We start from the raw sequence: 24,941 nt of genomic DNA, 5'->3' as shown, positions 1-24,941 counted from the left end.
CCTCAATTATTATGAAGGAAATTAGTATCAAAAATGTTGCCATCACCTTTATTGTTGCGCTCATTTTGTGGTTTATTCCAGTTCCTAAGGGCGTTAGTCCTGAAGCTTGGCATTTGTTTGCCATATTTGCTGCGACCATACTCGGGATCATTCTGAAGGCGGCGCCAATGGGTACCATGTGTATGATGGCGATTGGATTTACGGCGCTTACACAGGTTTTAGCTCCCGGAGATGCGGGTAAATCTATTACGAAAGCATTGACCGGCTTTGGGGATAAGGTTATCTGGCTTATAGGGATATCGTTTTTTATCGCACGCGGGTTTATCAAAACGGGCTTAGGCAATCGTATTGCATTTCTTTTTATTCGAGTTTTTGGAAAAAGTTCACTTGGACTGGCCTATGGTCTAGGTTTGGCTGACGTGTGTCTGGCACCCGCGATACCTAGTAATACGGCCAGAGGTGGCGGTATCATTTACCCTATTATGAAATCTATGGCCATCAGTTTTGATTCTGTTCCAGACAAACCAGAGACGCATCGAAAGCTGGGATCCTATCTGACACTGAATAGCTATTACATGAATTTGATTGCATCCTCCATGTTTTTAACCGGAACAGCGAGCAACCCGATGTGTCAAAAGTTTGCTGCTAATCTAGGGATTGATATTACGTGGATGTCTTGGGCCGTTGCAGGCTTTATTCCGGGCATCGTTGCCTTTTTTGTTGTTCCGCTTGTACTTTATAAACTGTATCCACCTGAACTAAAAAAGACGGGTGATGCGCCCAAAATGGCGGCGGAAAAATTAAAAGAGATGGGCCCCATATCTAGAAATGAGTGGTTGATGTTATTGGCATTTTTTATACTTCTGGCGCTTTGGATTTTTGGCGGTTCGCTGTCGATTGATGCAACTACAACTGCATTTATTGGATTGACTTTGCTTTTGCTGACTTCGGTGCTAACCTGGGAGGATGTAAAAGCAGAGAAGGGGGCTTGGGATACCATTGTTTGGTTTGCCGTTTTAGTCATGATGGCCAGTTCGCTGAATGAACTTGGATTTATAGGTTGGTTTAGTGATTTGATCAAGGTACAGATTGGCGGGCTGAGTTGGCAGATTGCATTCCCGGTAATTGTTTTGGTGTATTTCTTTAGCCATTACATCTTTGCGAGCGCTACAGCTCACGTTGCCGCAATGTATGCTGCATTATTGGGAGTGGGTGTATCATTAGGCATCCCGCCCATGTTGTTGGCTATGATGCTTGGGTTTCTGGGCTCCATATATGGCGTGTTAACACATTATGGTCATGGCCCAGCGCCCGTATTCTTTGGTAGCGGTTATGTTGATCTTAAGTCCTGGTGGTTGCGGGGTCTGGAAATCGGGATCGTGCTGCTGATTATCTATATGGGTGTAGGTGGTTTATGGATGAAAGTTATTGGTTATTATTAAATAAAAGGCTTATGCTATCGACCTTATCAAAGAAAATACTTATGTGCTTAACGGGATTATTTCTCGCTTTCTTTCTGCTTATCCATTTTCTGGGAAATTTGCAGCTATTTTTACCTCAGGAGCAGGCGCATTTACAGTTTAATGCCTATTCACACTTTCTCTCCGGAAATATCCTGATTAAAATTGTTTCTTATGTCCTTTACCTGAGTATTGTACTACATGCTATTGATGGATTGGTCATCACTATTAAGAATAAAAAAACAGGTGGGGATTATCAGTCAGACCAGCGTGGACGTGCGAGCAAATGGTATTCCCGAAATATGGGAATTCTGGGCACGCTTATTCTGATATTTTTGGTCATCCACTTTCAGAATTTTTGGTACGTATATAAGTTTGGAGCTCCACCACTGGATGCAAAAGGAAATAAGGATCTCTATGTATTGGTTATTGCAGTGTTTCAACAATGGTGGTATGTGCTTATTTATGTTTTGTCCATGGTAGCCTTATGTTATCATCTTATCCATGGGATTCATAGTGCGGTGAGAACCCTCGGACTGTATCATCCAAAATTTGTTCATTGGTTTAAGGTAATTGGTACAACCTATTCCATTGTCATCAGCATAGGGTTTGCGTTAATGCCAATTTATATATTTTTTACTGTTAACTAAAGGCGAAGACATGACTTTAAACTCAAAAATACCAGCGGGACCTTTGGAGCAAAAGTGGACACGCTATAAAAAAACTGCAAAGCTTGTTAATCCCGCCAATCGCAAAAAATTAGATGTCATTGTTGTAGGGACAGGGCTGGCGGGAAGCTCAATAGCGGCATCTCTTGGCGAAATGGGCTATCAGGTCAAATCATTCTGTTTTCAGGACAGCCCTCGAAGAGCCCATTCTGTAGCAGCACAGGGGGGAGTCAATGCTGCTAAAAATTATAAGAATGATGGCGATAGTGTCTATCGTATGTTTGTGGATACTTTAAAAGGGGGCGATTTTCGCGCGCGTGAAGCTAACGTCTATCGAATGGCTGAATGTTCGTTGAATTTGATAGATCAAGCGGTGGCGCAGGGTGTTCCCTTTGGACGTGAATATGGGGGATATCTGAACAATCGTTCTTTTGGTGGGGTTCAGGTGAGCCGAACATTCTACGCAAGGGGACAGACCGGACAGCAGCTGTTATTGGGAGCTTATCAGGCCTTGATGCGGCAGGTCGGTAAAAAAACTGTTCAGCTCTTTTCCCGCCATGAGATGTTAGATGTTGTTGTCATCGATGGGAAAGTGCGTGGTATTATTGTTCGCAATTTAGATACTGGAGAGATTGAACGACATGCTGCACATGCTGTTATACTTGCAACGGGTGGATACGGCAAAATCTATTATCTATCTACCTTAGCAATGGGTTGTAACGGATCGGCAATTTGGCGGGCACATAAAAAAGGGGCATTGATGGCATCCCCAAGTTGGATTCAGGTTCATCCGACCTCTTTACCGCAATCGGGCGATTATCAATCCAAGCTGACGTTGATGTCAGAATCCTTACGTAATGATGGGCGCATTTGGGTTCCATTAAAACAGGATGAAAACAGAGCAGCCAATGATATCCCAGAAGAAGATCGAGATTATTACCTTGAACGTCGATACCCAGCATTCGGGAATCTTGCACCGCGGGATATATCCTCTAGAGCGGCCAAGGAGCGGATTGATGCTGGTTTTGGTATAGGTCCTTTAAAAAATGCCGTCTACCTTGACTTTGCAAAAGCAATAAAGGAACAGGGGAAGCAAAAAATTGAAGAGAAATATGGTAATCTCTTTGATATGTACCATAAAATAACGGGCTATGATGCGTATTCTGAACCGATGATGATATCACCCTCGGCCCATTTTTCGATGGGCGGACTTTGGGTTGATTACGAGCTGATGACAACTTTGCCAGGGCTATTTGCACTTGGTGAAGCTAATTTTGCCGATCATGGTGCTAATCGCTTGGGGGCAAATTCGTTGCTTCAAGCTTCAGTGGACGGTTATTTTATTGCGCCTTATACCATCGCCAATTATTTATCGAATGAAATTCACACCGGAAAGATTTCTACAGATCATGCGGAGTTTGAAAAGGCAGAGTTAGCGGTTAAAAAGCAAATTGATGAATTATTACAGATTAAGGGCAATAAAACGGTCGATTATTTTCACAAAACACTTGGGAAGCTGCTGTATGATTATTGCGGTCTCGCTAGAAATGAGCAGGGACTTCAATATGCAATAGCGGAAATCAAGAAGCTTAAGCAGGAATTTTATAGCAATGTTATGGTTAGTGGCCAACTAAATTCATTAAATACGGAATTAGAGAAAGCTGGACGTGTTGCAGACTATTTTGAAATCGGTGAATTGATGTGCTATGATGCGTTGACCCGTGAAGAGTCCTGTGGTGCACATTTTAGGGAGGAATACCAAACAGCGGATGGAGAAGCGCTGAGAAATGATGCTGAATTTCAATTTATCTCTGCCTGGGCCTGGAAAGGAGAAGGGGAAGAACCTGAATTGATCAAAGAACCATTGACTTTCGAAGAAATACAACCTACGGTAAGAAGCTACAAATAAAATGAACAATTATGAATCTACATCTTAAAATCTGGCGACAAAAAGATAATCAAACAGCAGGAAAACTGGTAGCCTATGATCTACAGGGGCTTAATCCACATATGTCTTTTCTTGAAATGTTGGATACCTTAAATGAAAAGCTCATTGTGAACGGAGAGGATCCTGTTGAATTTGACCATGATTGTAGGGAAGGGATCTGTGGCCAATGCGGTGTAATGATTAACGGTATTGCGCATGGTCCGTTGAAACATACGACCACGTGTCAGTTGCATCTACGTTCGTTCAACGATAATGATACTATTGTGATAGAACCCTTCCGTTCATCAGCATTTCCGGTGAAAAAAGATCTTAAAGTGGATAGGGCCGCTTTTGACCGAATTATTTCGCTGGGAGGCTTTGTATCTATCAATACTGGTCAGGCACCAGATGCCACAGTTATTCCCATTTCACATGAACTTGCCGAAGAAGCGTTTGATTCAGCTGCTTGTATCGGATGCGGTGCATGTGTTGCCACCTGTAAAAATGGGAGTGCAGCGCTATTTACTTCAGCAAAGATTACACATATGGCCTTACTGCCACAGGGAAAGGAGGAAAGAAATCATCGTGTGCTCAGTATGGTCAAGCAAATGGATGCGGAATCTTTTGGACACTGTTCAAATACAGAAGCATGTGAGGTTGAATGTCCACAAGGTATATCTGTCCTAAATATCGCCAGGATGAACTTTGAATATAATAGAGCCTTAATCTTTAAGAAGAAATAGCTTCTACTGTTTCAAAATTTTGCGGTCATGTATTAGACGATAATTAATGATATTAAACTGTTTAGACAAATATTTTTGTTGTTTTTGTAGTTGATTATCCCGGAAAATAGGGATTTATAAAATATTATACTTTTTAAGTAGGTTTTTGTAGTATTTTTGAAATGTAAAAAAATCACTTAAGTTATTAGGATAGATATGAAGTGTAGAAGGTTATTGGTTGCATTGTTCACATGTGGTGTGATCTTAGGTAATGTGTCGTGCAAAGATTTCTCCAACAAGGTATTGGGTAGTGGCAAAGAGGGCAGTAGGGATACTTTAAACGAAAAGTTAACCCAAAAGGAAAAAGTACCTGTTCTTTTGAATAAATGGGATTCTCTTCAAAAAAATCAGCTCCATTTTACAGTTGATAGCTTGCATCCTATCCCTGTAAAGCAACAAAAACGTAACCTGAAGGATTCGTTGCGAAGAGCTTTTGATGCACATCCAAAGCATATTTATTTGACATTTGATGATGGACCTTTGATCGGGAGTGCGGCGATAGATTCTATGGCAAGAGAGAAAAATATAAAGGTAAGTGTGTTCTTAATTGGTAAGCATGCCAACATGAGCAAAGGAAGAAAGCGGGATCTTCAGAAATATGAAAGTAATCCTTTAATTGCTTGCTATAATCATAGCTACACGCATGCAAATAACCAATATTCACGATTCTATAATAATCCGGAAAAAGCTTTTGCAGATTTTGAAAAGAATGAAAAGGATCTTAATCTTCAGCATAAAATTGTTAGACTTCCTGGTAGAAATATCTGGATGTATGATGATATCCGGAAGATAGATTTAAAAAATGGCTCTACAACAGCTGATATGCTTCATAAAAATGGTTATCGTATTTTTGGTTGGGATGTGGAATGGCGTTTGAATAGTATTACAGGTAATGCAATAGTGAGTCAAGAAGCGACATTATCCCATATACGCAACTTTATGAACAATAAAAGTTCGATGGTCCCGAATAATGTAGTTTTTTTAATGCATGATGACATGTTTCAGACTAAAAAAGGGCAACAACAGTTATCTTCATTAATCGATGCACTTAAAAGCGATGGATACCAATTCGAGCTTATGCAAGATTACCCCATTAAATATTAAATAAAAAAGGATTGGCTGTCATCTACAGCCAATCCTTTTTTATGTTATTCCAAACTCTTTTGGATAGACAACCACTCCTTTAACTCCAACTAATGCTCCCTGCTGGAGTTCGATAATCATGCAATTTTCATCGGGAACCTCAAATGGCATTTTAATACCATATTTGACCGTTTGTTCATAGCCAAATCTTGGGTAATAATCTGCATGCCCTAATAGGATAATAGATCCGAAATCAAGTTGCTTTGCGATTTGATGGGCTTCTGCGATTAGTTTACCTCCGATGCCTTTTCCCTGAAATTCAGGTAATACTGCAATTGGGGCTAAAGCAAGGGAAGGATAGCTCTCTTGATTTTCTTCATTAACAATTTTAATCTTTGTCACTAAAATATAGCCAACTGGTTTACCATCGATCTCTGCAACCAGCGCAAGTTTGGGTATGAATCCAGTCGATTGACGTAATTTTTCAACGAGAAACTGTTCCTGATGATCACTATATTCTTCCTGCTCAAATGCTTTCTGAATGAGTTCAAAAACGGCCTGATAATCACTTGGAGTTTCTTGTCTAATGTGTATCTTCATGATTGAGGTAGATTTTTTTTCGAAAGATATATTTCTACATTATTATTCCTATTGCTATCTGCAATTAACAAATAACAATATTTTTTGTAAAAATACGTATTTCCATATAATTCTATAGCGATTATAATTAAAACTTGTCATGTGATTTTTTCAAAATATAACTGTTCTATTTTTAAGTAAAAGATCAGACGTCTATGTATTTGGACGATATTTGTTTGAAACTACCAAATAGGGGGGGATATAACTATACATTGGTTATTGTACAGCTTCAACCAGATCGATTTTACCCGGTATTACCAAGCTGTGGTGATCCATATGTTTTCTTTTAATAACCTGTAAATGAGTTATTTGTTTGTGTATTTTTAAATAGTGTTAAAATAACACTTGCATTGTTTATTTATTTTTGTATTTTCATCTATTCGAAATTCAATTATAAACCGCCTTTGATAAGATCCTAAACCGAGCATCTTGTGGAAGCAAATAAATAACTAATAAACATACAATTTAAACCATTAAACAGTTTTTATGATTAATTGCCATTATTTCTCAAATCAATGGAAGAGAGCGTTTTGGACTGGATCACTGTGTTCTATCGTCGCACTGAGCCCCCAAACTGTAGATGCTGTAAGCCTTGCGTCTTACGGAAATCTCTTTCAACAAGAATTAAGTGTCACTGGTATCGTGCGAGATGAAACAGGAATGCCAATTTCTGGAGTAACCGTTTCGGTTAATGGAACTAATTTGGTGACAAAAACGGACAATGAGGGCCGCTACAAATTGGACAAAGTTCCGCCCAATAGTACGGTCAACTTTCGCATGGTTGGTAAACAGTCTATGGATGAAGTGGTCAATGGACGACGTGCCATAGATGTAACACTGCTAAATTCTCAATCCAGCTTGGATGAAGTCATTGTCGTTGGTTACGGTAAACAGCGGAAGGAAACCGTAACCGGTGCCGTTGCTACAGTTAAGGGGAGTGATCTTGCCCAATCACCGGCATTGAACATTTCCAATGCAATGACGGGAAGAATTCCTGGGGTTATTGCTACAAATGGTAGTGCGGAGCCCGGAAATGATGGATCCACGATCAAGATCCGTGGTACAAATACCTTGGGGAATAGTAGCCCATTAGTGGTTATTGACGGTGTGCCGGCGCGTGAAGGGGGAATTGAGCGGCTTAACCCCCGCGATATTGAAAACATTTCTGTTCTAAAAGATGCTTCAGCAGCAATTTATGGTGCAAGGGCAGCGAATGGCGTTATCCTCGTGACAACACGTCGGGGGAAAACCGGTAAGCCACAGTTTTCTTATACCTTCAATCAAGGATATTCTCAACCAACGGTAATTCCCAAATTGACAGACGCTACACAGTTTGCGGAAATTCGTAATGAGCTTGAAATCTATAACTTACCTGTGGATGAATGGTCAGCAGCATTAACCGCTATAAATGGTACAGGATCTTATACCAAAAAGGATGGAACAGTGTTGGGGGCACCTTTTAAACCTGACGATATTCAGAAATTTAAAGATGGTTCAGATCCTTGGGGCCACCCGAATACAGACTGGTATAAATCTACATTGAAAGATTGGTCTCCTCAACAACGTCATAATCTCCAGATTAATGGAGGAACAGAAGATGTTAAATATCTATTGTCATTGGGTTACCAAAATCAAGATGCTTATTACAAAAATTCTGCAACCGGTTACAAACAGTATGATTTGCGTATTAACCTTGACGCAAACATAAGTCAATACATCAAAACGCAGTTTGGTGTATTGGGGAGACAGGAAAACCGTAACTTTCCGACAAAAAGTGCAGGAACTATTTTTCGCATGTTGATGCGCGGAAACCCTACGCAACCAGCGATATGGCCAAATGGAAAACCGGGTCCTGATATTGAGAATGGCGAAAATCCTGTCGTTATTACAACGAATGCCACCGGATATGATCGGGATAAGCGATATTACTTCCAAACAAATGGACAAGTGGATATCACAAATCCATGGGTAGAAGGGCTTAAACTAACATTAAATGCTTCTGTTGATAAATACGTAAAAAACCAGAAGACCTGGGGTACTCCTTGGACATTGTATTCCTGGCCGGGTGCTTACGAGGCGGATGGTAAGACACCTTTATTGCAAGCTGGCCGACGTGGTCCAGCGGATCCAAACCTAAATCAAAGTAATGAAGATCAGCTCAATATTCTATTAGGGGGGATTTTAAGTTTTGACCGAAAATTTGGAGACCATCAAGTAAACGCTATTGCTGGGGTGAACAGAGAGACGACGGATAACGACAAGTTTAGTGCCTATAGGCGTTACTTCCTCTCAAATAGTATAGATTACCTATTTGCAGGTGGAGAACAAGAGAAAAATAACGACGGAACAGCTTGGAAAAGAGCACGGTTAAATTATTTTGGCCGTTTTGGTTACAACTATAAAAGTAAATATATTGCGGAGTTTCTCTGGCGCTATGATGGCTCCTATATGTTCCCTGAAAGTGAACGTTTTGGATTTTTCCCTGGCGCAATGGCTGGTTGGGTAGTATCGGAAGAGAATTTCTGGAAGGAAAATATCCCAGTCATCAACTATTTTAAAATTCGTGCCTCTTATGGGCAAATGGGTAATGACAATATTTATTGGGAAGATAAACTGCAAGAATATCAATATTTTTCTACCTATTCATTTGGAACCTATGTTGTGGATGACAAGCTAGCCAAAACATTGTTTGAGAGTCGTGTACCAAATGAAATGGTTACCTGGGAGGTTGCCAATAATTATAATTTGGGCTTTGATTTCCAATTTTTACAGGGTAAGTTAAATTTTGAATTTGATATTTTCAAAAATCGCCGGAATTCCATTCTATGGCGAAAAAATGCTTCTGTTCCGCAAAGTACCGGTATGACGCTACCTGCTGAAAATATTGGTAAGGTGGATAATAAAGGCTGGGAATTTAATCTCGGTTATAAGGGTAAAGTCGGCGAACTTGGATATACAGTCGGAGTCAATGGAGGCTATGCGAAGAACAAAATTATTTTCTGGGATGAGGCCCCAGGTGCTCCTGCTTGGCAGCAAAGTACAGGCAAGCCTATCAAAACTGATATCTATTATGTATACGACGGAGTATTTCGAGATATGGATGATATCGCGGCCAATAAACTTGATTATAGTGCCATTACCAAAACTTTACGTCCGGGTGATATGAAATACAAAGACCATAATGGCGACGGGAAAATCACACCGGATGATAAAGTAAGAAGAGATAAAAATAGTGACCCAACATTCCAGGGAGGATTTAATTTCAGTTTGAGCTATAAGGATTTTGATTTGTCTGTTTTGTTCCAAGGAGCAACAGGCGGAGAAATTCGTGTTGGTACAGATGAATCGGGTTCTATTGGTAATTTTCTGGAAGAATTCTACGATAAACGGTGGAGCATAACTAATCCGAGCAGTGAATACCCTCGACTAACGGATCGGAGTAACCAATATTACTCGTACAATAATACATATTGGATGCGGAGCACCGATTACCTACGCCTAAAAAATGTAGAATTGGGTTACAACCTTCCATCAACAATCTGCGATAAAATTGGTATTGGTTCATTGCGTGTGTATGCGAATGGTATGAATTTAGTCACTTGGAGTAAGCTAAAGATGTACGATCCAGAGGCTGTAAACGCACTGGGACAATATTATCCACAGGCGAGATTACTGAATGCAGGGGTGTTGTTATCGTTTTAAGTAGTATAAAATTATGAAAATAAAGAAAGGCTTGCTGTCCGTACTTATGGACCAATAGGTTTTGGGTACAACGAATAACCTTTAGAAATTTATTCTCAGAAAAATAAATCAGATAAGAAAATGAAAAAAATTGTAAATATATCACTATCTATACTTGTATTATCGTCTGGACTTCAGTCCTGTAACGACGATTTCGTGAATACAAAGCCGCTTAGTGAAGTTCCTAACGAACTGGTGTGGTCTGATCCAGGGCTGTCAGATGCTTTTGTGGTTGAAATATACAATGGTTTTGGTGTGGGCGGTTTCTACGAACAAGAGATGGCTTCTATGACAGATGAAGCACTATTCACTCACCCAAATCGAGGGATTAATACAGTAACTGAATCACGGTCTAATCCAGCTGATCAAGGTTATATCATGGATACCTACGAATATGGACGTATGTATGTACGTATTCGGGCAAGCAATATTGCTATTTCAAATTTGAGACAGGCAAAATTTGATCAAGTAAAAGCAAATAAAATATTAGGAGAGGCGTATTTCTTGCGTGGATATTATTATCAGCAACTCTTACGTTTCTATGGCGGTGTACCCGTAGATAATAAGATCTATACCTTAAATGATAAGGATTTTATGAAGCCCAGAAATAGCTATGCTGAATGTGTAGACGCGATCGTCAAAGATCTAGATAGTGCAGCGCTACTTTTAAAGGATATAACGCCAGCCAAAGGGAGGGCAAGTGAAACAGCGGCTTTGGCGCTAAAATCCCGTGTGTTGTTATATGCTGCGAGTGATCTTCATGATGCTAATAAAGCCGGTGCTAAATCCGCCCTCTTGAAAGCTTATACAAAACCGGAATATTTGATGTATACCAGTGGTAGCCAGACTGAGCGCTGGACAAAAGCCAAGGAAGCGGCAAAAGCTGTCTTGGATCGGGCCAGCTTTGCCTATAAACTGGATATGACCAAGCCCGTATCGGCAACAGAGGGAACTGCAAACTATATGGCCTTGTCGCTAGGGGGTGGAAGTAAAATGGCAGATGCTGCAGGAGCCAAAGACATCATTTTAGGCCGTTTTTTCATTAATGAAAAAGACGAACGGGGTGGATGGGTTGGACGTGATAATGGACCAAATGGTTATCACAACTGGGCGGGAAATACACCTATACAATTGCTTGTTGATGATTATGAGACCGATAAGGGACAAAAATTTGATTGGTCCAATGCCGCCATGGCTGCTGCTCCCTATCAAAACCGTGATCCGAGATTGAAGGCAACAATTCTATACGATGGTTCCGACTGGAAACCAAGGACGGCCGATGTGACAAAAAGGGATCCCAGCAATCAGATCCAAACCGGTCAATATGAAATTGTTAATGCGCAAGGTAGTAAAGTCACGCATTTTGGTTTAGATACCAGAAAAAGTCCTGTTGAAGACTGGAATGGCTCAAGAACGGGGTATTATATGCGGAAGTTTGTTGATCCTGATCCTGCTCAGGAAGATCAAAATACAAGACAACGTATTCCCTGGCCGATGTTGCGTTATACTGAAGCTGTATTAAACTATGTGGAGGCCTGTATCGAATTAGGCGAAGAGGCGGAAGCAAGAACTTGGCTAAATAGAATTCGATTCAGAGCAGGAATGCCTGCAATTGCAGTTGAAGAGACAGGGGCAGCACTCAAAAACCGCTACCGGAATGAGCGCCGAATAGAATTGGCTTATGAAGAGCATCGCTTTTTTGATGCAAGACGCTGGATGATCGCTGCAGAAACGATAGGACGTAAAGCCAATATCATCAATATCACAGGAACGCTAAAAGACAATAAGAAAGTGACATTGTATAAATATGATCCGAGCAATTATAGTTACAAATATTTTGTAAGCAATATTGATCCAGGAATCGAAAATAGAAACTGGGATGATAAGATGTATTTTACTTCTTTACATCGTGATGAAATAAATAGAAATACCCAACTTATTCAGAACCCGGGATATTAGATAGCTTTAGAAACATCTCTCCGGTAATTATCGGAGAGATGTTTTTTTATCAAGCCTTTTTCTGACGTTCAATATTGGGTAATAAGCCCGTTGCAATACCGATCAATGGAAGATAGGCACAGATGTTAAAGACGTGTTCAATGGAAGTTCTATCCGCGAGCCATCCCAAAATGGCAGAACCAATTCCACCCATACCAAAGGCAAGTCCAAAGAAGAGTCCAGCGATCATGCCTACTTTTCCCGGAATCAATTCTGTAGCGTAAACCAATATGGCAGAGAAAGCAGAAGATATAATTAGTCCGATCAGAATAGACAGTATCATCGTTAATGTCAGCCCCACATGTGGCAAAAGTAATGTAAAGGGCGCCGCACCAAGTATTGAAACCCAAATAATGAGTTTACGGCCGTAACGATCGCCTAATGGGCCACCGAGTATTGTTCCAACCGCTACGGATGCAAGAAAAACAAAAAGATAAATTTGTGATTCTTGTACAGTAATGCCAAACTTATCGATAAGATAAAATGTAAAATAGCTGGTCATAGATGCCATGTAGAAATACTTTGAAAATATAAGAATCAACAGGATAACTAGAGCAAAGATGATTTTGGATCTGGAAAAACTCGATTTTACTGGTGTCGCACTAGATGTGCTGACCGTAGTTTTTGGTTTAAGATGCAATTGGTACCAATTTCCGACATAGGTAAGAATTAAAATGGCTAGAATTGCCAATACACCAAAAACGCCGATGTATTGTTGGCCAAATGGGATAACAATCAGTGCCGCTAGGAGGGGACCTATTGCACCACCAGCATTTCCGCCAACCTGAAAAATTGATTGCGCCAATCCTTTTTTGCCACCAGAAGCTAAGTGCGCAACACGGGAGGCCTCAGGATGAAAAATAGAAGATCCCATGCCTATCAGGCTTACTGATAGTAAGATATAGATAAAACTGGAAGCAAAGGCAATACAAAGCAAACCGGCGAGGGAAAACAACATTCCGATAGTCAAGGATCTTGGCGTAGGATTCTTATCTGTGTAAAGTCCAACAAAAGGTTGCAGAATGGAAGCTGTCAGTTGAAATACTAGGGTGATAATGCCAATTTGCGTAAAGCTAAGAGCATAATTAGATTTTAACAGCGGATAAACAGCTGGAATAACTGATTGAATAAGATCATTCAATAGATGAGAAATACTAATTGCAAATAAAATAGGGTAGACCGTCTGGGAACTATTCCAAGAACCATCTGCTTTTAAAGATTCTGTTTTCATAAATTAATACATCAGGTCATCTGATGTTTTGTGACGTTATTTATTATTGTTTGGTTTTCGTGATTTTTACTACGAAAGCTTTTAAAAATTATTTATGTTGGATAATTTGATTTGCGACAGCAACAGCTTGTTGGATGTTTTTATCTTTAATAGCTTCCATCAGCTCCTCATGTTGCTTTTGTGATGCAATGAAGGGTGTTGTATCCTTATAGATTTCCATAAAAAATTTATTCACGTGAACCGATAAGGTATTGTATAACGCTGTTAGAATATTATTTCCACAAGATTCGGCGATTGCGCTATGAAAAGCGATATCTGCTTCTACACAAGCGATAAGATCTCCGCTAATGGCATGTTTTGCTCTATTTTTAAGCGCAAGAGCCATATCTTTCAATCCTTTTGGGCTACGATTTATTGCGGCTTTTTCAATGATTTTCAATTCTAGAACGTGCCTAACCTCGAAAATATCGTTAAAATTGCCTTTTTCAATTTTTGCATCAAGTGCATGGTGTCCGGTCACACTTTTGATAAATGTTCCCAAACCTTGTTGTACATTTAGATAACCAGATTGACTTAAATACTTTATTGCTTCCCGAATTGTAGATCTTCCAACAGCAAATTGTTTCATCAGCTCGGGTTCAGTAGGGAGTTTTGAATCCACCGGAAAATTACCCAATTTGATTTTTTCTTCAATTGCGGCAGCGACTTCTTCAGCCAAGGATCTTCGTACGATGTGTTCATTTTTCATATAGTCATATCATCTGATGATTGCAAAGGTAAAATAAAATTCAGCTACAACACAAATAAATTTTCAATTTTATTATCGGGCCCATTGTGGGAGTTTTTCGGATACTTCAATATCTGCTGAAGCATATTGATATTGAAAAATAATTTCGGGCTCTATGTGGTTTTCCCGCACATCTACTCCTTTTAATATATCGAAAATATCCAAATTGCGTTTCAGGAGTGGGAGTGCCCGAATGTATAAATCCTCAATATTTTCTAAACTGCGAGGTATTTGGCTACTCTTCCGATTTTGTGCCCGAGCCAGACAAATGTCGAGATTGTCTGTATAGAAAAATAATATTTCGATTCTATTATCAGGGTGGAAAGCTTTTATTTGTCTCAACAGGTCGAAATGCTTTTTCAATCCTAAATTGATTTCTATCGCAAAATCCTGATTAGCTAGAAGCTTATCCTGCAACATTTTCTCGAACCGTTTGTATCCATTCATTATTCCGAGCTCGCGATAACGCTGTACAATGAGATCAGCATCAAGTATTTTAATGCCTTCGGGTATAAAATATGGTCCACAAGTGCTTTTTCCAATGTTTGGTGGTCCCGCTATTAGGTAGATTGTTGCCATATTCAGATAAATTGAATTGTCCCATCCAAGTACTCAGCAATCATTTGTCCGTTCTTATGATAGATCAAAGGTAATTGCTGTGAGAACAGATGATGGCGGATATTTTGTCCTAGGTCTTTTTTCCAGGCTATTTTTTCTTCGATTGCCATTATAAAAGGATCCTTTTGCATCCTTCCGATTGTGATCAGTTCTTCTTCCGGGATTATTTTTTTCATTTAGTATTTAATTAAATGTTGTCAGGTTTGTTTTTAAATATAAACAGATATTGTTAAATACTAAAATTATATTAACATAAAATACATAGATTTCTGAGTATTTCTTTTGTATGTTTGTATAAAAGTATCCGCGGTTTGGAAATCGAAATAGCTAAAAGGCAGGTAACCGCAGGCATGGGGTGGGCTGACTGTCTATGCTTGCTAATATTTCTCCGATCTATGTGGTCAATGCTGATTGAGGAATTTTTTAGCTAAAAAAAATACTATTTGTTACGTTTTGAATGAGCAGTATGTTGTCAAAAGAAAACAAAACACCAAAAATATTCTTTTGTTAACCAACTAAAACTTTAAAAATGATTAATTCACGTAGAGATTTTATTAAAAAAGCGGGATTGCTGGGAGCCAGTATGTATACAGGAACACATGCTTTCAGTGCTTCAAGTTATCGACGGATTATTGGTGCAAATGATCGCATCAATATTGGAGTGGTTGGATTTTCAGATAGACATAAAGGGGCACATGCACCTTCGTTTCTCGCGGCCTATAAAGATTTGAATTTTGATATTATTGCTGTAAGCGATATCTGGAAGTTGCGCCGAGAGGAAGGTGCTGACTTCTGGAAACAAAAGTTAGGACATGCCATTAAACCATGTCTAAATAATGAGGCCATGTACGACATCAAGGATATTGACGCTGTATTTGTTTCAACTTCCGACTTTCAGCATGCTATACATACGATAGAAGCTGTTCATGCTGGTAAAGATGTCTATGTCGAAAAACCATTAGCCGATACGATGGAAGATGCACGTGCGGTACTAAAGGCCGTTAAAGATAGTAAGAGGATCGTGCAGATCGGTTCACAACGTCGGAGCGGTTTAAATTACTTTGCCGCAAATAATTTTATTAAAAGCGGAAAATTTGGCGATATTGTCATGGTTGAACTCACTTGGAACGTAAATCAGCCGGGACGATGGCGTAGACCTGATCTAGTGGCGAAGCTAAAAGAGGAAGATACTGACTGGAAACGCTTTTTGCTTAATCGCCCGTATGAACCTTTCAATGCCAGACATTATCTGGAGTATCGATTATTTTGGCCCTATTCATCTGGTATTCCCGGACAATGGCTATGCCATCAGATTGATACTGTGCATTGGTTTACAGGTTTACCACACCCACGTAGTGTAGTTGTAAATGGAGGAAACTATCTTTGGAAAGATGGAAGAGAAAATGCGGACACCTTTACTGCTGTATTTGATTACGGTCCATTAGACGATCTGACTAAAGGATTTCAGGTATTGTTTAAATCCAGGCAGACAAATTCAGGTGTCCTGAACGGGGAGGAGGTAAAGGAAATTTATTACAGCAACGGCGGAACGCTCAATTTGGATACCAATAACATCTCAGCTACAGGTGGTCTGACTGAAGAGTACGCTAGTGCAATGGGAATGAAGGCAAATTTATTGCCGGATATTAGTCTGAATAATATCCGTGTTGGTACAGCGGCGAATACCGGTGGGGATGTTGTCACCATGGCACATATACGCAACTGGATGGAATGTGTCCGCAACCGTAAAGAACCCAACGCACCAATTGAAGCGGGCTATAACCATTCTATTGCAGTTATTATGGCAAATGCGGCCTACAGGACAGGCGAAAGGGTTATTTTCGACGATAAGCAACAAGAAGTGATTGCGGGAGGAAAAGTATTCAAATATTAGCGGGGTTTAATTCAGATCAATCAAAAAAATGAAAAAAATACTCTCATTTACGCTATTTCTGGCGGCCATTATACCCATAGTCTCCGCCCAAAAAAAGCAATTCATAACCGTTCGGGAAGACAGTGCACGTAAAGAAATTATCGTTATGGCAGATGATAGCCCCTTCACCGCGTTTATCTATCCAGATAATTTGGAAAAACCTACATTGTATCCGATTTTTGCAGCCAATGGCGAAGTTATTACCCGAGGGTTTCCATTGGCCCCACGTCCTAATGAACCAACGGATCACCCACATCATATAGGCTTGTGGATGAACTATGAAAGTGTCAATGGTCTTGATTTTTGGAATAACTCGTCTGCCATACCCGAAATTAAGAAAAACAAATATGGCTGGATAAAAACAACGGCCATTTCCGAAACTAAAAGCGGTACAGCAGGTGTCATAAAATACACGGCAGACTGGTGCGACATTAAAAAACATGTGCTATTGAAAGAGCATACCGCATTTACTTTTACGGCAACGACCAACTTTCGAGTCATCGACCGGACGACAACATTTACTGCTATGGAAGCTGTTTCTTTTGCCGATGTTAAGGATGGGCTATTAGGCTTGCGCGTGGCACATGAACTGGAATTGCCTTCCAAAGAAGAACGGCAGTTTACAGATATGCATGGTTCTGTAACAACAATTAAGGGTAATTCTGAGAGTAATACCATAGGCCATTACATAACAAGTGAGAATAAGGTGGATGATGATGCTTGGGGTACGCGTGGGAAATGGTGTATGCTTTATGGACAAAAGGGAAAGGATACTATTAGCATTGTGATCATGGACAATCCAGATAATGTCGGTTATCCGACCTATTGGCATGCACGGGGCTATGGTTTATTTGCAGCCAATCCGCTCGGACAAAAAGTTTTTAGTAATGGAAATGAAGTCTTGAATTTAAGATTGGAAAAGGGCAATTCAGTTACATTTCGCTATCGTATCCTCATCGCATCGGACAAAAAAAGGTTGTCAATAATGGCAGTCAACAGATTATGGGAAGAATTTGCTTTTTCCAATAAGAGGGATCGGAAGTAATAGCGATTTACCTTTGGTAACGCAGTGTACAATTTTGTTTCAGCTATAGTTCGAAGGAAATTGACTTGAATAATTTATTTAGGTGAATAAAATGATCTTATGAAGAAGCCTTCAGTTTTATTAGGAGCTGCAGTTAAGTAGCAAAAACACAAATGAAAAAAGTAGTTTAGAGATGATTTTCATTCTGTTTTTAATAATATTCATAATTATAGGATGTGAATACCCCCTATTTTTGTATCCACTAGTACGATGATTGCGTCGATACATGGGGAAATTGGTTATCATTTCTAATCCTCTTCCTAAAAGGAAGAGGTTTTTTATTTTATTACTATTACCGATAGCCCTTTTTATCTCGCAAGCATATCGTTTGAAATTTCCTATAGTTTTATTCCGGTTTGATGTAAAACCAGATTTTTTACAAGCATAAACCCATATTGATCGAATTCAAATTGTTTAACTGATTCGCTATGGAACGACAAGCATATATTGAAAGAAAGGCTTTATTGATCGGAGCCTCTGTCTACCTAATTATGGGTATTTTCGGTTGGTTTACTTTTTACCTTTCGCATTCAGATGCGATGCTATTGGATGGCAATTACAATATGGTCAATGCCATCGCCAGTTTCATTGGTTATTATGTAGTTAAGATCCGGCACAGGAAAACAGATACTTTTCCATGGGGACAATTCATTTATGAGTCACTCTATGCACTGATTAAAGGCATTCTGATCCTTGGTATTCTGACGGCTGCACTTTGGGAGAATAGTCTGAAAATCTATGATTATTTCAGTAAAGGAAAGATTCATGAAGTAAATACAGGGCCTATCATCTATATGGTCCTACTGTCAGTTATCTTATGCTTTGGATTAGCATTTTATTATAAACATGCCAATCGAAAAACTGGCGGGAGGAGCACCATGCTGATAACAGATACAAAAGCTGCATTGATAGATGGTTATCTTTCTTTGTTTGGTGGAGGTTCATTGTTATTGATGGTTTATATTGGAAAAACGGTCCCCAATTTAGCCTTCTTGCAGTATATAGGTGATGCTATGGTTGTTCTTATTTTTGAGGCTGTTATGATCAGAGAGCCTTTCCATATTATTAAACAGAACTTTATTGAATTGGCTGGTGGTCAACTGCAATCCGATAAAGAATGGGAAAATATTTATTCCATAGTGGAAGCTGTGTCAGCGAAAGGTTTGGAAATAGACAAGTTATATATCACCAAGACAGGAAGTTTATATCTGGTATTGATTTATATGCATAGCGAAGCCGGTTCTACAGCGCTCGATGCAGTGATCAATTATAAAGTTCGAATAGAACAATTATTGCAGCAACATTATCAGAATCTGATGGTTGAAATGGTTATAAAATAGTATTTATTGAGGTTGATGCTCAGTACTAAAACGACGAAATATTTTTCGTGCGTTTCTTTTTTAATCACTTTTTTAATGATTTTAACCTAATACTGCTTTTTCCCAATTCAGATATTTGTTTTTAGTAAAGTATCTCTAACTAGATCTGAAAGTATATGGCTCGCGATTATATCACAGCGCTTAAATTGTCACTTTTTGTCCTCTCCATAGCCCTTTTCCTTTTTATGTCTTTCAGTGCTTGGAAGCTCTTAACAGGGACTTCCATGGAATTATTGAGTTACCTAAACATTGCTTCCAAACATCCAATGCAAGAGATACTACCGCTAGACATAACGCTCCTACGTCTGAATGGCGGAATGCACGGAATCGCTGCATTGATCTTATTTATCTCAATTATCAAATTGGATATATTTTCGAATAAGGATTGTTTTCAGCCGGTAAAATGGGGACTTTTTATCACGCTTTTCTCTTTTGTACTTTTGGGATCTATATTTCGCATTATATCGAATCAGCAAGGAGCAGCCCTGTTTTTTTTTGCCAGTAGTGTCATATACCTACTTCTGCGTTGGCGGCATTCTCAGCAAGGCTTTTATACGCATGGTTTATGGAATTATATCATGTACTTACCGGTTTATCTGATGATACTCTATACGATGGGAATACCTGGATATGAGAAACTTTTCCATATGGAAACTGTTCTTCCAAAATATGTGGATATGTTTCATGGTAGTTTTATTTCAAAGCTTCCAGGTGGTACTACAAGCATGATCCTCCTCATTGGGATATTTGAGCAAACTGTTGTTGTGTTACTCTTTGTAAGTATCTTCAAAGGTGAATTTTTAATAAGTGAGCCAAAACCATGGTTTAAGATAGCATTGCTACTTTGCATAATCATTTTTTCAATGTTATGCTTTGGGCTTACGGTAGTCGGCAATTATCAGGGTGCAATGAACTTGCTATTCTACGCCACGTTTACTTTTCTTTTATTGGCTTCTTTAGGTTTTCCACGTATGAAATGCACAGCGATAGAAGATCATTATTAATAATAAAAATGATTCTCAGTAGTTTTTCGACTACCGTTCATAAGACATAGATTTCAATAAGTTTTTTCTAAATTAGATCTTATAAATTGATTTCATGAAAAAACTTCCAATTTTATTCCTTCTACTGATTTCTAATACACTCTATTCTCAAAATCTTACACCGTACGAAAAAGGTAATGGCAATCAATCCACGACTTTTGAAGAAATGCGCGAATTCTATTGGGGATTGTCAAAGCAATTTCCAGCGATCAGTTATGAAACAAGGGGGGAGGACGATAATAAGGCTCCGATTGATGTAGTGATTTTCAACCCCTCAGGACAAACTTTGGAAGGTTCGAGAAAAGACAAGTCAGTGTTGTTTATCAATAATGGGATTCATCCAGGTGAGCCAGATGGAATTGACGCAACAATGATGCTTATGAGAGATTTGGCGACGGGAAGAATAAAAGCGCCTAAAAATGTAATTATTGCTGCCATCGCTAGCTATAATGTAAGTGGAATGCTAAATCGAAATGGTTTTTCTAGAGCGAATCAAAACGGACCGGAGGAGTATGGGTTTCGTGGGAACGCAAGAAATTACGATTTAAATAGGGATTTTATAAAAACAGATACCAGAAATTCGAGGAGTTTTCAGCAGATTTTTCAATGGATAAAACCGGATGTGTTTATTGACAACCATGTCAGTAATGGAGCAGATTATCAATATGCATTCACCTATATTTCCACCAATAAGGAGCGTTTGGGAAAGGAGCTAGGAGACTATTTTAATGGTCATATGCAACGAAAACTACTTATGGATCTTGAAAATAACGGTTTTATTTCAGTCCCCTATGTCAATATTCATAATGATGTTCCCGATGGTGGTTTTCCAGTTTTTATGGATTCGCCGCGATATGCAACAGGCTATACAAGTCTATTCAATGTAATTGGTACCGTCGTGGAAACACATATGTTGAAACCTTATAAAGAACGGGTAAAGGCAACATATGATTATATGCTATATAACCTCAAATTTATTGATGAGAACCATAAAGCTATCCGACAAAAAAGAATAGAAAATCTCAAACAGTATCGTATAGGGAATAGATATCCCATTATGTGGAAACTCGATTCTACAAAATATGAAAACATCGATTTTAAAGGTTTTGAGGCTAAATATAAGTCGAGTGAAGTTTCCTCAGAAAGTAGATTATGGTATGACCGAAATGCCAAATTTTCAAAACAAGTTAAATTGTATAACACCTATATCCCAACCAAAGAGATTACTATACCAAAGTATTATGTAATTCCACAATCCGAATGGAAAATTATTGATTTACTGAAACTCAATCAGATCAAATTGAATCCAATACAAAAGGATTCTATTATTACAGTAGAACAATATAAGATTAAAGATTTTAAGACAACTTCAAACCCTTATGAGGGACATTATCTCCATTATGATACTTATGTATTCAAAGAATTGAAGGAAATTAAGTTCAGAGCTGGGGACTTCTTGGTCTCGCTAAATCAAGAAGGGGTAAAATTTCTTTTGGAAACACTCGAACCAGAAGCGATTGATTCCTATTTCAACTGGAATTTCTTTGATGCGATTTTAGGCCAAAAAGAATACTATTCGGCCTATGTTTTTGAAGATACTGCTGCAAAACTTTTAAAAGAAGATAAAGATCTAAAATCTGCATTTGATAAAGAGAAAGCAAGCAATCCAAAATTTGCTGCTGACGGAAAAGCACAGTTAGATTGGGTATACAAACATTCAAACTATTATGAAAAGTCACACCTTCTTTATCCTATTTTTAGGATTATGCCTTAGGTACTTATAAATGGCAGAGATTCTGTTACAGATTTCCCTAATTGAGTTACACTGATTATTACAGTTCTTCAGAACTTTGTGTCTATAGGTAAAACAAAATAATATGCAAACAATATTAGGTGCCAATGGACAGATTGGCGAAGAACTGGCAAGGGAGCTTAAGAAAAACTTTACTTCAGCTATTCGCATTGTCAGCAGAAATGCAAAAAAGGTAAATGATACGGACGAGGTATTTTCAGCCGATCTTTCCGTATACAAGGAAGCAGTTGAAGCAGTGAGAGGAAGTAAAATTGCCTATTTTACATTAGGTCTTCCGATTAATTCGGCATTGTGGGAAGAACAGTTTCCCCTTATTTTAAGGAACGTGATTGACGCTTGTAAGATCAGTGGAACAAAACTTGTATTTTTTGATAACACTTACATGTATCCTCAGAATGATCATGTTTTAACTGAAGAAACGGCATTTGCTCCAGTAGGAAGAAAAGGGAATGTAAGAAGGAAAATGGCCGAAATGGTATTAAGTGAAATCGAGTCTGGTGAACTTGACGCAGTTATATGTCGGGCACCTGAATTTTATGGACCAGGTAAAACCCAGAGCATTACCAACACCCTCATTTTTAATAACATTAAGGAAGATAAGAAACTCAGGGTACCATTGAGCGCGGGTAAGAAAAGAAGTCTGATATGGACACCAGATGCAAGTCGAGCAACGGCTTTGATCGGAAATACACCTGATGCATTTGGCCAGACCTGGCATCTTCCTGTTGACAAAAAATACCCTACCTATAAGGAGTTTATTCGTATCGCGTCTGGTATTTACAATAAGGAACTACAGTATACCGTTGTGCCAAAGTTTGTATTTAAGATAGGAGCACTATTTAATAAGCGATTAAAAGAGCTACTTGAGCTTCTTCCAAGATATGAATATGACAATATATTCGATGATTCAAAATTTCGGAACAGATTTCCGGAGTTTCAGGTAACATCGTACCATCAGGGCATCAGTTTGATAAAAATGAACAGCTCACAATCAAAATAGAATAAGTAAATTCGTATTATATAAACTCGACAATGAACACATGAAAACCCCGGAGAAGGTTTCATCAATTAGGACACTGCATCAATTTTTGGGATTGACAAAACCTTCAAACCCATTGATCAGTGTATTTAATTTTGATCAGGTCAGGCTAGAATCAGAAACTATTCTCAGCGCAGTGACGACAGATTTTTATGTTATTGCTTTAAAAAAGGACTGTACAGGAGGAAAATGCAGGTATGGTCAACAATATTATGATTTTGATGAGGGTATCATGTATTTTATCGCTCCACATCAGGTATTGCAATTTAAAGATGTACTATTGAACGGTGTTCAAGGCTTTGTTCTGGTTGTTCATCTAGATTTCCTACATGGATATACACTAGCATCCCAGGTAAGAGCATATGGATACTTTTCTTATACAGCAAATGAAGCTTTGCATCTTTCGGATAAGGAGGAAAAATCCATTACAGATATTATAGACAATATTGAAAGGGAAATAGATGCAAATATGGATGCGTTCACACAAGATTTGCTAATCTCTAATCTTGACCTCTTATTAAAATATTGTGACCGTTTTTATAACCGTCAATTTCTGACAAGAAAAAAAGCAAACAACGATCTACTTTCTAAACTGGAAATCTTATTGGATGATTATTTCAAGAATGATAAATTGATTGAAAATGGGATCCCCAGTGTTCATTCTATTGCAGCACAATTGAATCTCAGTGCAAACTATCTCAGTGATATGCTTCGGGTTCAAACTGGACAAACAACACAACAGCATATTCAGAATCGGCTTGTTGAAAAAGCGAAAGAACTGCTCTCAACCACCGAGATGTCTGTTTCCGAAATTGCATACCATTTGGGCTTTGAACATCCGCAATCTTTTCATCGCTTATTTAAAAGCCGTACCTCGATTTCTCCATTAGAATTTAGGGTATCATTTAATTAGTGCCTGTCTGTTACAGAGATTTGGCTACAACTTTCCTTATTTCGGTTACTTCATTTCAACTGTTTCCATAGAACTTTGTTATACTAAAGGAAATAAAGATGAGCATGCTGAAAATCTTAATTATTGTGACCAATGTTGGTGTATATGCAAATAGTAAGCTAGCAACCGGTTTATGGTTGAGTGAGCTGACCCATTTGTATCATGCCGCGAAGGAGAGGGGCTACGCGGTTACGATTGCGAGCCCTAAAGGAGGTGATATTCCCGTCGATCCCGAAAGCCTCAAACATTTTACACTTGATCAAACTTCTAAAAGATATTGGAATGAAGACAGTTTCCGAAAATTGTTGAATAATAGTAAACGATTGACCGAAGTCGCAGATGAAGATTACGATTTGATCTATCTTGCGGGGGGCCATGGTACGATGTATGATTTTCCGGATGATTTAACAATACAATCTATCATTAAGACACAGTACGAAAGTGGGAAAAATGTTGCTGCGATTTGCCATGGCGTAGGGGGACTACTTAATGTCAAGCTTTCCAATGGCGAATATCTGATCAAAGGAAAAACAATTACTGGCTTTGACTGGTTTGAAGAAACAATTGCTGGTAGAAAGAAAAAAGTACCGTTTAATCTTGAAGCGGCTATCAAGGCACGTGGAGCGAATCTTAAAAAGGCGTTTATCCCGATGACTGCAAACGTAGAAGTCGATGGCCACCTTATCACAGGACAAAATCCTTTTAGTTCCAAGGAGATGGCCAAGGTTGTTGTCCGACAACTTGAGGGGAAATAAATTATTAAA

Annotated in this window: 20 protein-coding genes; 15 read left to right on the top strand and 5 right to left on the bottom strand. The window is 38.8% G+C overall.

Annotated features, from left to right (window positions below; all coding sequences use genetic code 11):
* Window positions 1-11: 11 nt before the first annotated feature.
* The 5 genes from DFQ12_RS04625 (at window position 12) to DFQ12_RS04605 (ending at window position 5,941) form a co-directional block, all read left to right on the top strand.
* On the top strand, window positions 12-1,442 hold the full coding sequence (locus DFQ12_RS04625; RefSeq protein WP_077433988.1) for an anion permease: 1,431 nt from the start codon (window positions 12-14) through the stop codon (window positions 1,440-1,442).
* Window positions 1,443-1,453: 11 nt separating this feature from the next.
* Entirely contained in the window at window positions 1,454-2,110 is a 657-nt protein-coding gene (locus tag DFQ12_RS04620) for a succinate dehydrogenase cytochrome b subunit (RefSeq protein ID WP_077435783.1), read from the top strand.
* 10 nt (window positions 2,111-2,120) lie between these two features.
* Window positions 2,121-4,037, top strand: a complete 1,917-nt coding sequence (locus DFQ12_RS04615) for a fumarate reductase/succinate dehydrogenase flavoprotein subunit (RefSeq protein WP_120257829.1) — start codon at window positions 2,121-2,123, stop codon at window positions 4,035-4,037.
* Between the two features lie 11 nt (window positions 4,038-4,048).
* Window positions 4,049-4,798 (top strand): succinate dehydrogenase/fumarate reductase iron-sulfur subunit, encoded by a 750-nt coding sequence (locus DFQ12_RS04610; RefSeq protein ID WP_120257828.1) that lies wholly within the window; start codon window positions 4,049-4,051, stop codon window positions 4,796-4,798.
* A gap of 195 nt (window positions 4,799-4,993) precedes the next feature.
* A complete protein-coding gene (locus DFQ12_RS04605; protein ID WP_120257827.1) occupies window positions 4,994-5,941 on the top strand; it encodes a polysaccharide deacetylase family protein in 948 nt (315 codons plus the stop codon).
* Window positions 5,942-5,980: 39 nt separating this feature from the next.
* Here DFQ12_RS04605 and DFQ12_RS04600 read toward each other — a convergent pair whose 3' ends face one another.
* A complete protein-coding gene (locus tag DFQ12_RS04600; protein ID WP_208642434.1) occupies window positions 5,981-6,520 on the bottom strand; it encodes a GNAT family N-acetyltransferase in 540 nt (179 codons plus the stop codon).
* Window positions 6,521-7,045: 525 nt separating this feature from the next.
* Between DFQ12_RS04600 and DFQ12_RS04595 the strand changes: the two genes are divergently transcribed.
* Together DFQ12_RS04595 and DFQ12_RS04590 are read left to right on the top strand one after the other, a co-directional pair.
* A complete protein-coding gene (locus tag DFQ12_RS04595) occupies window positions 7,046-10,261 on the top strand; it encodes a SusC/RagA family TonB-linked outer membrane protein (protein ID WP_120257826.1) in 3,216 nt (1,071 codons plus the stop codon).
* A 120-nt stretch (window positions 10,262-10,381) separates the two neighbouring features.
* Window positions 10,382-12,259, top strand: a complete 1,878-nt coding sequence (locus tag DFQ12_RS04590; RefSeq protein WP_120257825.1) for a RagB/SusD family nutrient uptake outer membrane protein — start codon at window positions 10,382-10,384, stop codon at window positions 12,257-12,259.
* A 49-nt stretch (window positions 12,260-12,308) separates the two neighbouring features.
* Here the strand turns inward: DFQ12_RS04590 and DFQ12_RS04585 are convergent, their stop codons facing one another.
* From DFQ12_RS04585 to DFQ12_RS04570, 4 genes are all read right to left on the bottom strand, one after another.
* Window positions 12,309-13,529 (bottom strand): MFS transporter, encoded by a 1,221-nt coding sequence (locus DFQ12_RS04585; protein WP_120257824.1) that lies wholly within the window; start codon window positions 13,527-13,529, stop codon window positions 12,309-12,311.
* 88 nt (window positions 13,530-13,617) lie between these two features.
* Window positions 13,618-14,277: a FadR/GntR family transcriptional regulator gene (locus DFQ12_RS04580; RefSeq protein WP_120257823.1), complete on the bottom strand. Its 660-nt coding sequence runs from the start codon at window positions 14,275-14,277 to the stop codon at window positions 13,618-13,620.
* A 72-nt stretch (window positions 14,278-14,349) separates the two neighbouring features.
* Window positions 14,350-14,895: a hypothetical protein gene (locus DFQ12_RS04575; protein ID WP_120257822.1), complete on the bottom strand. Its 546-nt coding sequence runs from the start codon at window positions 14,893-14,895 to the stop codon at window positions 14,350-14,352.
* Between the two features lie 2 nt (window positions 14,896-14,897).
* On the bottom strand, window positions 14,898-15,110 hold the full coding sequence (locus tag DFQ12_RS04570) for a hypothetical protein (protein WP_120257821.1): 213 nt from the start codon (window positions 15,108-15,110) through the stop codon (window positions 14,898-14,900).
* A 353-nt stretch (window positions 15,111-15,463) separates the two neighbouring features.
* Between DFQ12_RS04570 and DFQ12_RS04565 the strand changes: the two genes are divergently transcribed.
* From DFQ12_RS04565 to DFQ12_RS04530, 8 genes are all read left to right on the top strand, one after another.
* Window positions 15,464-16,828, top strand: a complete 1,365-nt coding sequence (locus DFQ12_RS04565; RefSeq protein ID WP_120257820.1) for a Gfo/Idh/MocA family protein — start codon at window positions 15,464-15,466, stop codon at window positions 16,826-16,828.
* Window positions 16,829-16,856: 28 nt separating this feature from the next.
* Window positions 16,857-17,912: a DUF6807 domain-containing protein gene (locus tag DFQ12_RS04560; protein ID WP_120257819.1), complete on the top strand. Its 1,056-nt coding sequence runs from the start codon at window positions 16,857-16,859 to the stop codon at window positions 17,910-17,912.
* A 467-nt stretch (window positions 17,913-18,379) separates the two neighbouring features.
* Window positions 18,380-19,291, top strand: a complete 912-nt coding sequence (locus DFQ12_RS04555) for a cation transporter (protein ID WP_120257818.1) — start codon at window positions 18,380-18,382, stop codon at window positions 19,289-19,291.
* Between the two features lie 263 nt (window positions 19,292-19,554).
* Complete coding sequence (locus DFQ12_RS04550) at window positions 19,555-20,334, top strand: hypothetical protein (RefSeq protein WP_147420329.1); 780 nt, start codon at window positions 19,555-19,557, stop codon at window positions 20,332-20,334.
* 94 nt (window positions 20,335-20,428) lie between these two features.
* On the top strand, window positions 20,429-22,147 hold the full coding sequence (locus tag DFQ12_RS04545; RefSeq protein WP_120257816.1) for a M14 family metallopeptidase: 1,719 nt from the start codon (window positions 20,429-20,431) through the stop codon (window positions 22,145-22,147).
* Window positions 22,148-22,250: 103 nt separating this feature from the next.
* A complete protein-coding gene (locus DFQ12_RS04540; RefSeq protein WP_120257815.1) occupies window positions 22,251-23,186 on the top strand; it encodes an NAD-dependent epimerase/dehydratase family protein in 936 nt (311 codons plus the stop codon).
* A 40-nt stretch (window positions 23,187-23,226) separates the two neighbouring features.
* Window positions 23,227-24,138: a helix-turn-helix domain-containing protein gene (locus tag DFQ12_RS04535; RefSeq protein WP_120257814.1), complete on the top strand. Its 912-nt coding sequence runs from the start codon at window positions 23,227-23,229 to the stop codon at window positions 24,136-24,138.
* Window positions 24,139-24,242: 104 nt separating this feature from the next.
* Window positions 24,243-24,932, top strand: coding sequence for a type 1 glutamine amidotransferase domain-containing protein (locus DFQ12_RS04530; protein ID WP_244211676.1), 690 nt, complete (start codon window positions 24,243-24,245; stop codon window positions 24,930-24,932).
* The last annotated feature ends 9 nt before the right edge of the window (window positions 24,933-24,941 follow it).

Origin of the sequence: Sphingobacterium detergens, from assembly GCF_003610355.1 — a bacterium.
Taxonomy (GTDB): Bacteria; Bacteroidota; Bacteroidia; order Sphingobacteriales; family Sphingobacteriaceae; genus Sphingobacterium; species Sphingobacterium detergens.
This window is presented reverse-complemented; position numbering and strand designations above follow the sequence as displayed.

Excerpts from the sequence above, each read along its gene's own strand:
- DFQ12_RS04570 (WP_120257821.1), bottom strand. The coding sequence starts at position 15,110 with ATGAAAAAAATAATCCCGGAAGAAGAACTGATCACAATCGGAAGGATG.
- DFQ12_RS04550 (WP_147420329.1), top strand. The coding sequence starts at position 19,555 with ATGGAATTATTGAGTTACCTAAACATTGCTTCCAAACATCCAATGCAA.
- DFQ12_RS04565 (WP_120257820.1), top strand. The coding sequence starts at position 15,464 with ATGATTAATTCACGTAGAGATTTTATTAAAAAAGCGGGATTGCTGGGA.
- DFQ12_RS04580 (WP_120257823.1), bottom strand. The coding sequence starts at position 14,277 with ATGAAAAATGAACACATCGTACGAAGATCCTTGGCTGAAGAAGTCGCT.
- DFQ12_RS04555 (WP_120257818.1), top strand. The coding sequence starts at position 18,380 with ATGGAACGACAAGCATATATTGAAAGAAAGGCTTTATTGATCGGAGCC.
- DFQ12_RS04540 (WP_120257815.1), top strand. The coding sequence starts at position 22,251 with ATGCAAACAATATTAGGTGCCAATGGACAGATTGGCGAAGAACTGGCA.
- DFQ12_RS04615 (WP_120257829.1), top strand. The coding sequence starts at position 2,121 with ATGACTTTAAACTCAAAAATACCAGCGGGACCTTTGGAGCAAAAGTGG.
- DFQ12_RS04535 (WP_120257814.1), top strand. The coding sequence starts at position 23,227 with ATGAAAACCCCGGAGAAGGTTTCATCAATTAGGACACTGCATCAATTT.
- DFQ12_RS04545 (WP_120257816.1), top strand. The coding sequence starts at position 20,429 with ATGAAAAAACTTCCAATTTTATTCCTTCTACTGATTTCTAATACACTC.
- DFQ12_RS04560 (WP_120257819.1), top strand. The coding sequence starts at position 16,857 with ATGAAAAAAATACTCTCATTTACGCTATTTCTGGCGGCCATTATACCC.
- DFQ12_RS04530 (WP_244211676.1), top strand. The coding sequence starts at position 24,243 with ATGCTGAAAATCTTAATTATTGTGACCAATGTTGGTGTATATGCAAAT.
- DFQ12_RS04620 (WP_077435783.1), top strand. The coding sequence starts at position 1,454 with ATGCTATCGACCTTATCAAAGAAAATACTTATGTGCTTAACGGGATTA.
- DFQ12_RS04610 (WP_120257828.1), top strand. The coding sequence starts at position 4,049 with ATGAATCTACATCTTAAAATCTGGCGACAAAAAGATAATCAAACAGCA.
- DFQ12_RS04605 (WP_120257827.1), top strand. The coding sequence starts at position 4,994 with ATGAAGTGTAGAAGGTTATTGGTTGCATTGTTCACATGTGGTGTGATC.
- DFQ12_RS04575 (WP_120257822.1), bottom strand. The coding sequence starts at position 14,895 with ATGGCAACAATCTACCTAATAGCGGGACCACCAAACATTGGAAAAAGC.
- DFQ12_RS04625 (WP_077433988.1), top strand. The coding sequence starts at position 12 with ATGAAGGAAATTAGTATCAAAAATGTTGCCATCACCTTTATTGTTGCG.
- DFQ12_RS04595 (WP_120257826.1), top strand. The coding sequence starts at position 7,046 with ATGATTAATTGCCATTATTTCTCAAATCAATGGAAGAGAGCGTTTTGG.
- DFQ12_RS04600 (WP_208642434.1), bottom strand. The coding sequence starts at position 6,520 with ATGAAGATACACATTAGACAAGAAACTCCAAGTGATTATCAGGCCGTT.
- DFQ12_RS04590 (WP_120257825.1), top strand. The coding sequence starts at position 10,382 with ATGAAAAAAATTGTAAATATATCACTATCTATACTTGTATTATCGTCT.
- DFQ12_RS04585 (WP_120257824.1), bottom strand. The coding sequence starts at position 13,529 with ATGAAAACAGAATCTTTAAAAGCAGATGGTTCTTGGAATAGTTCCCAG.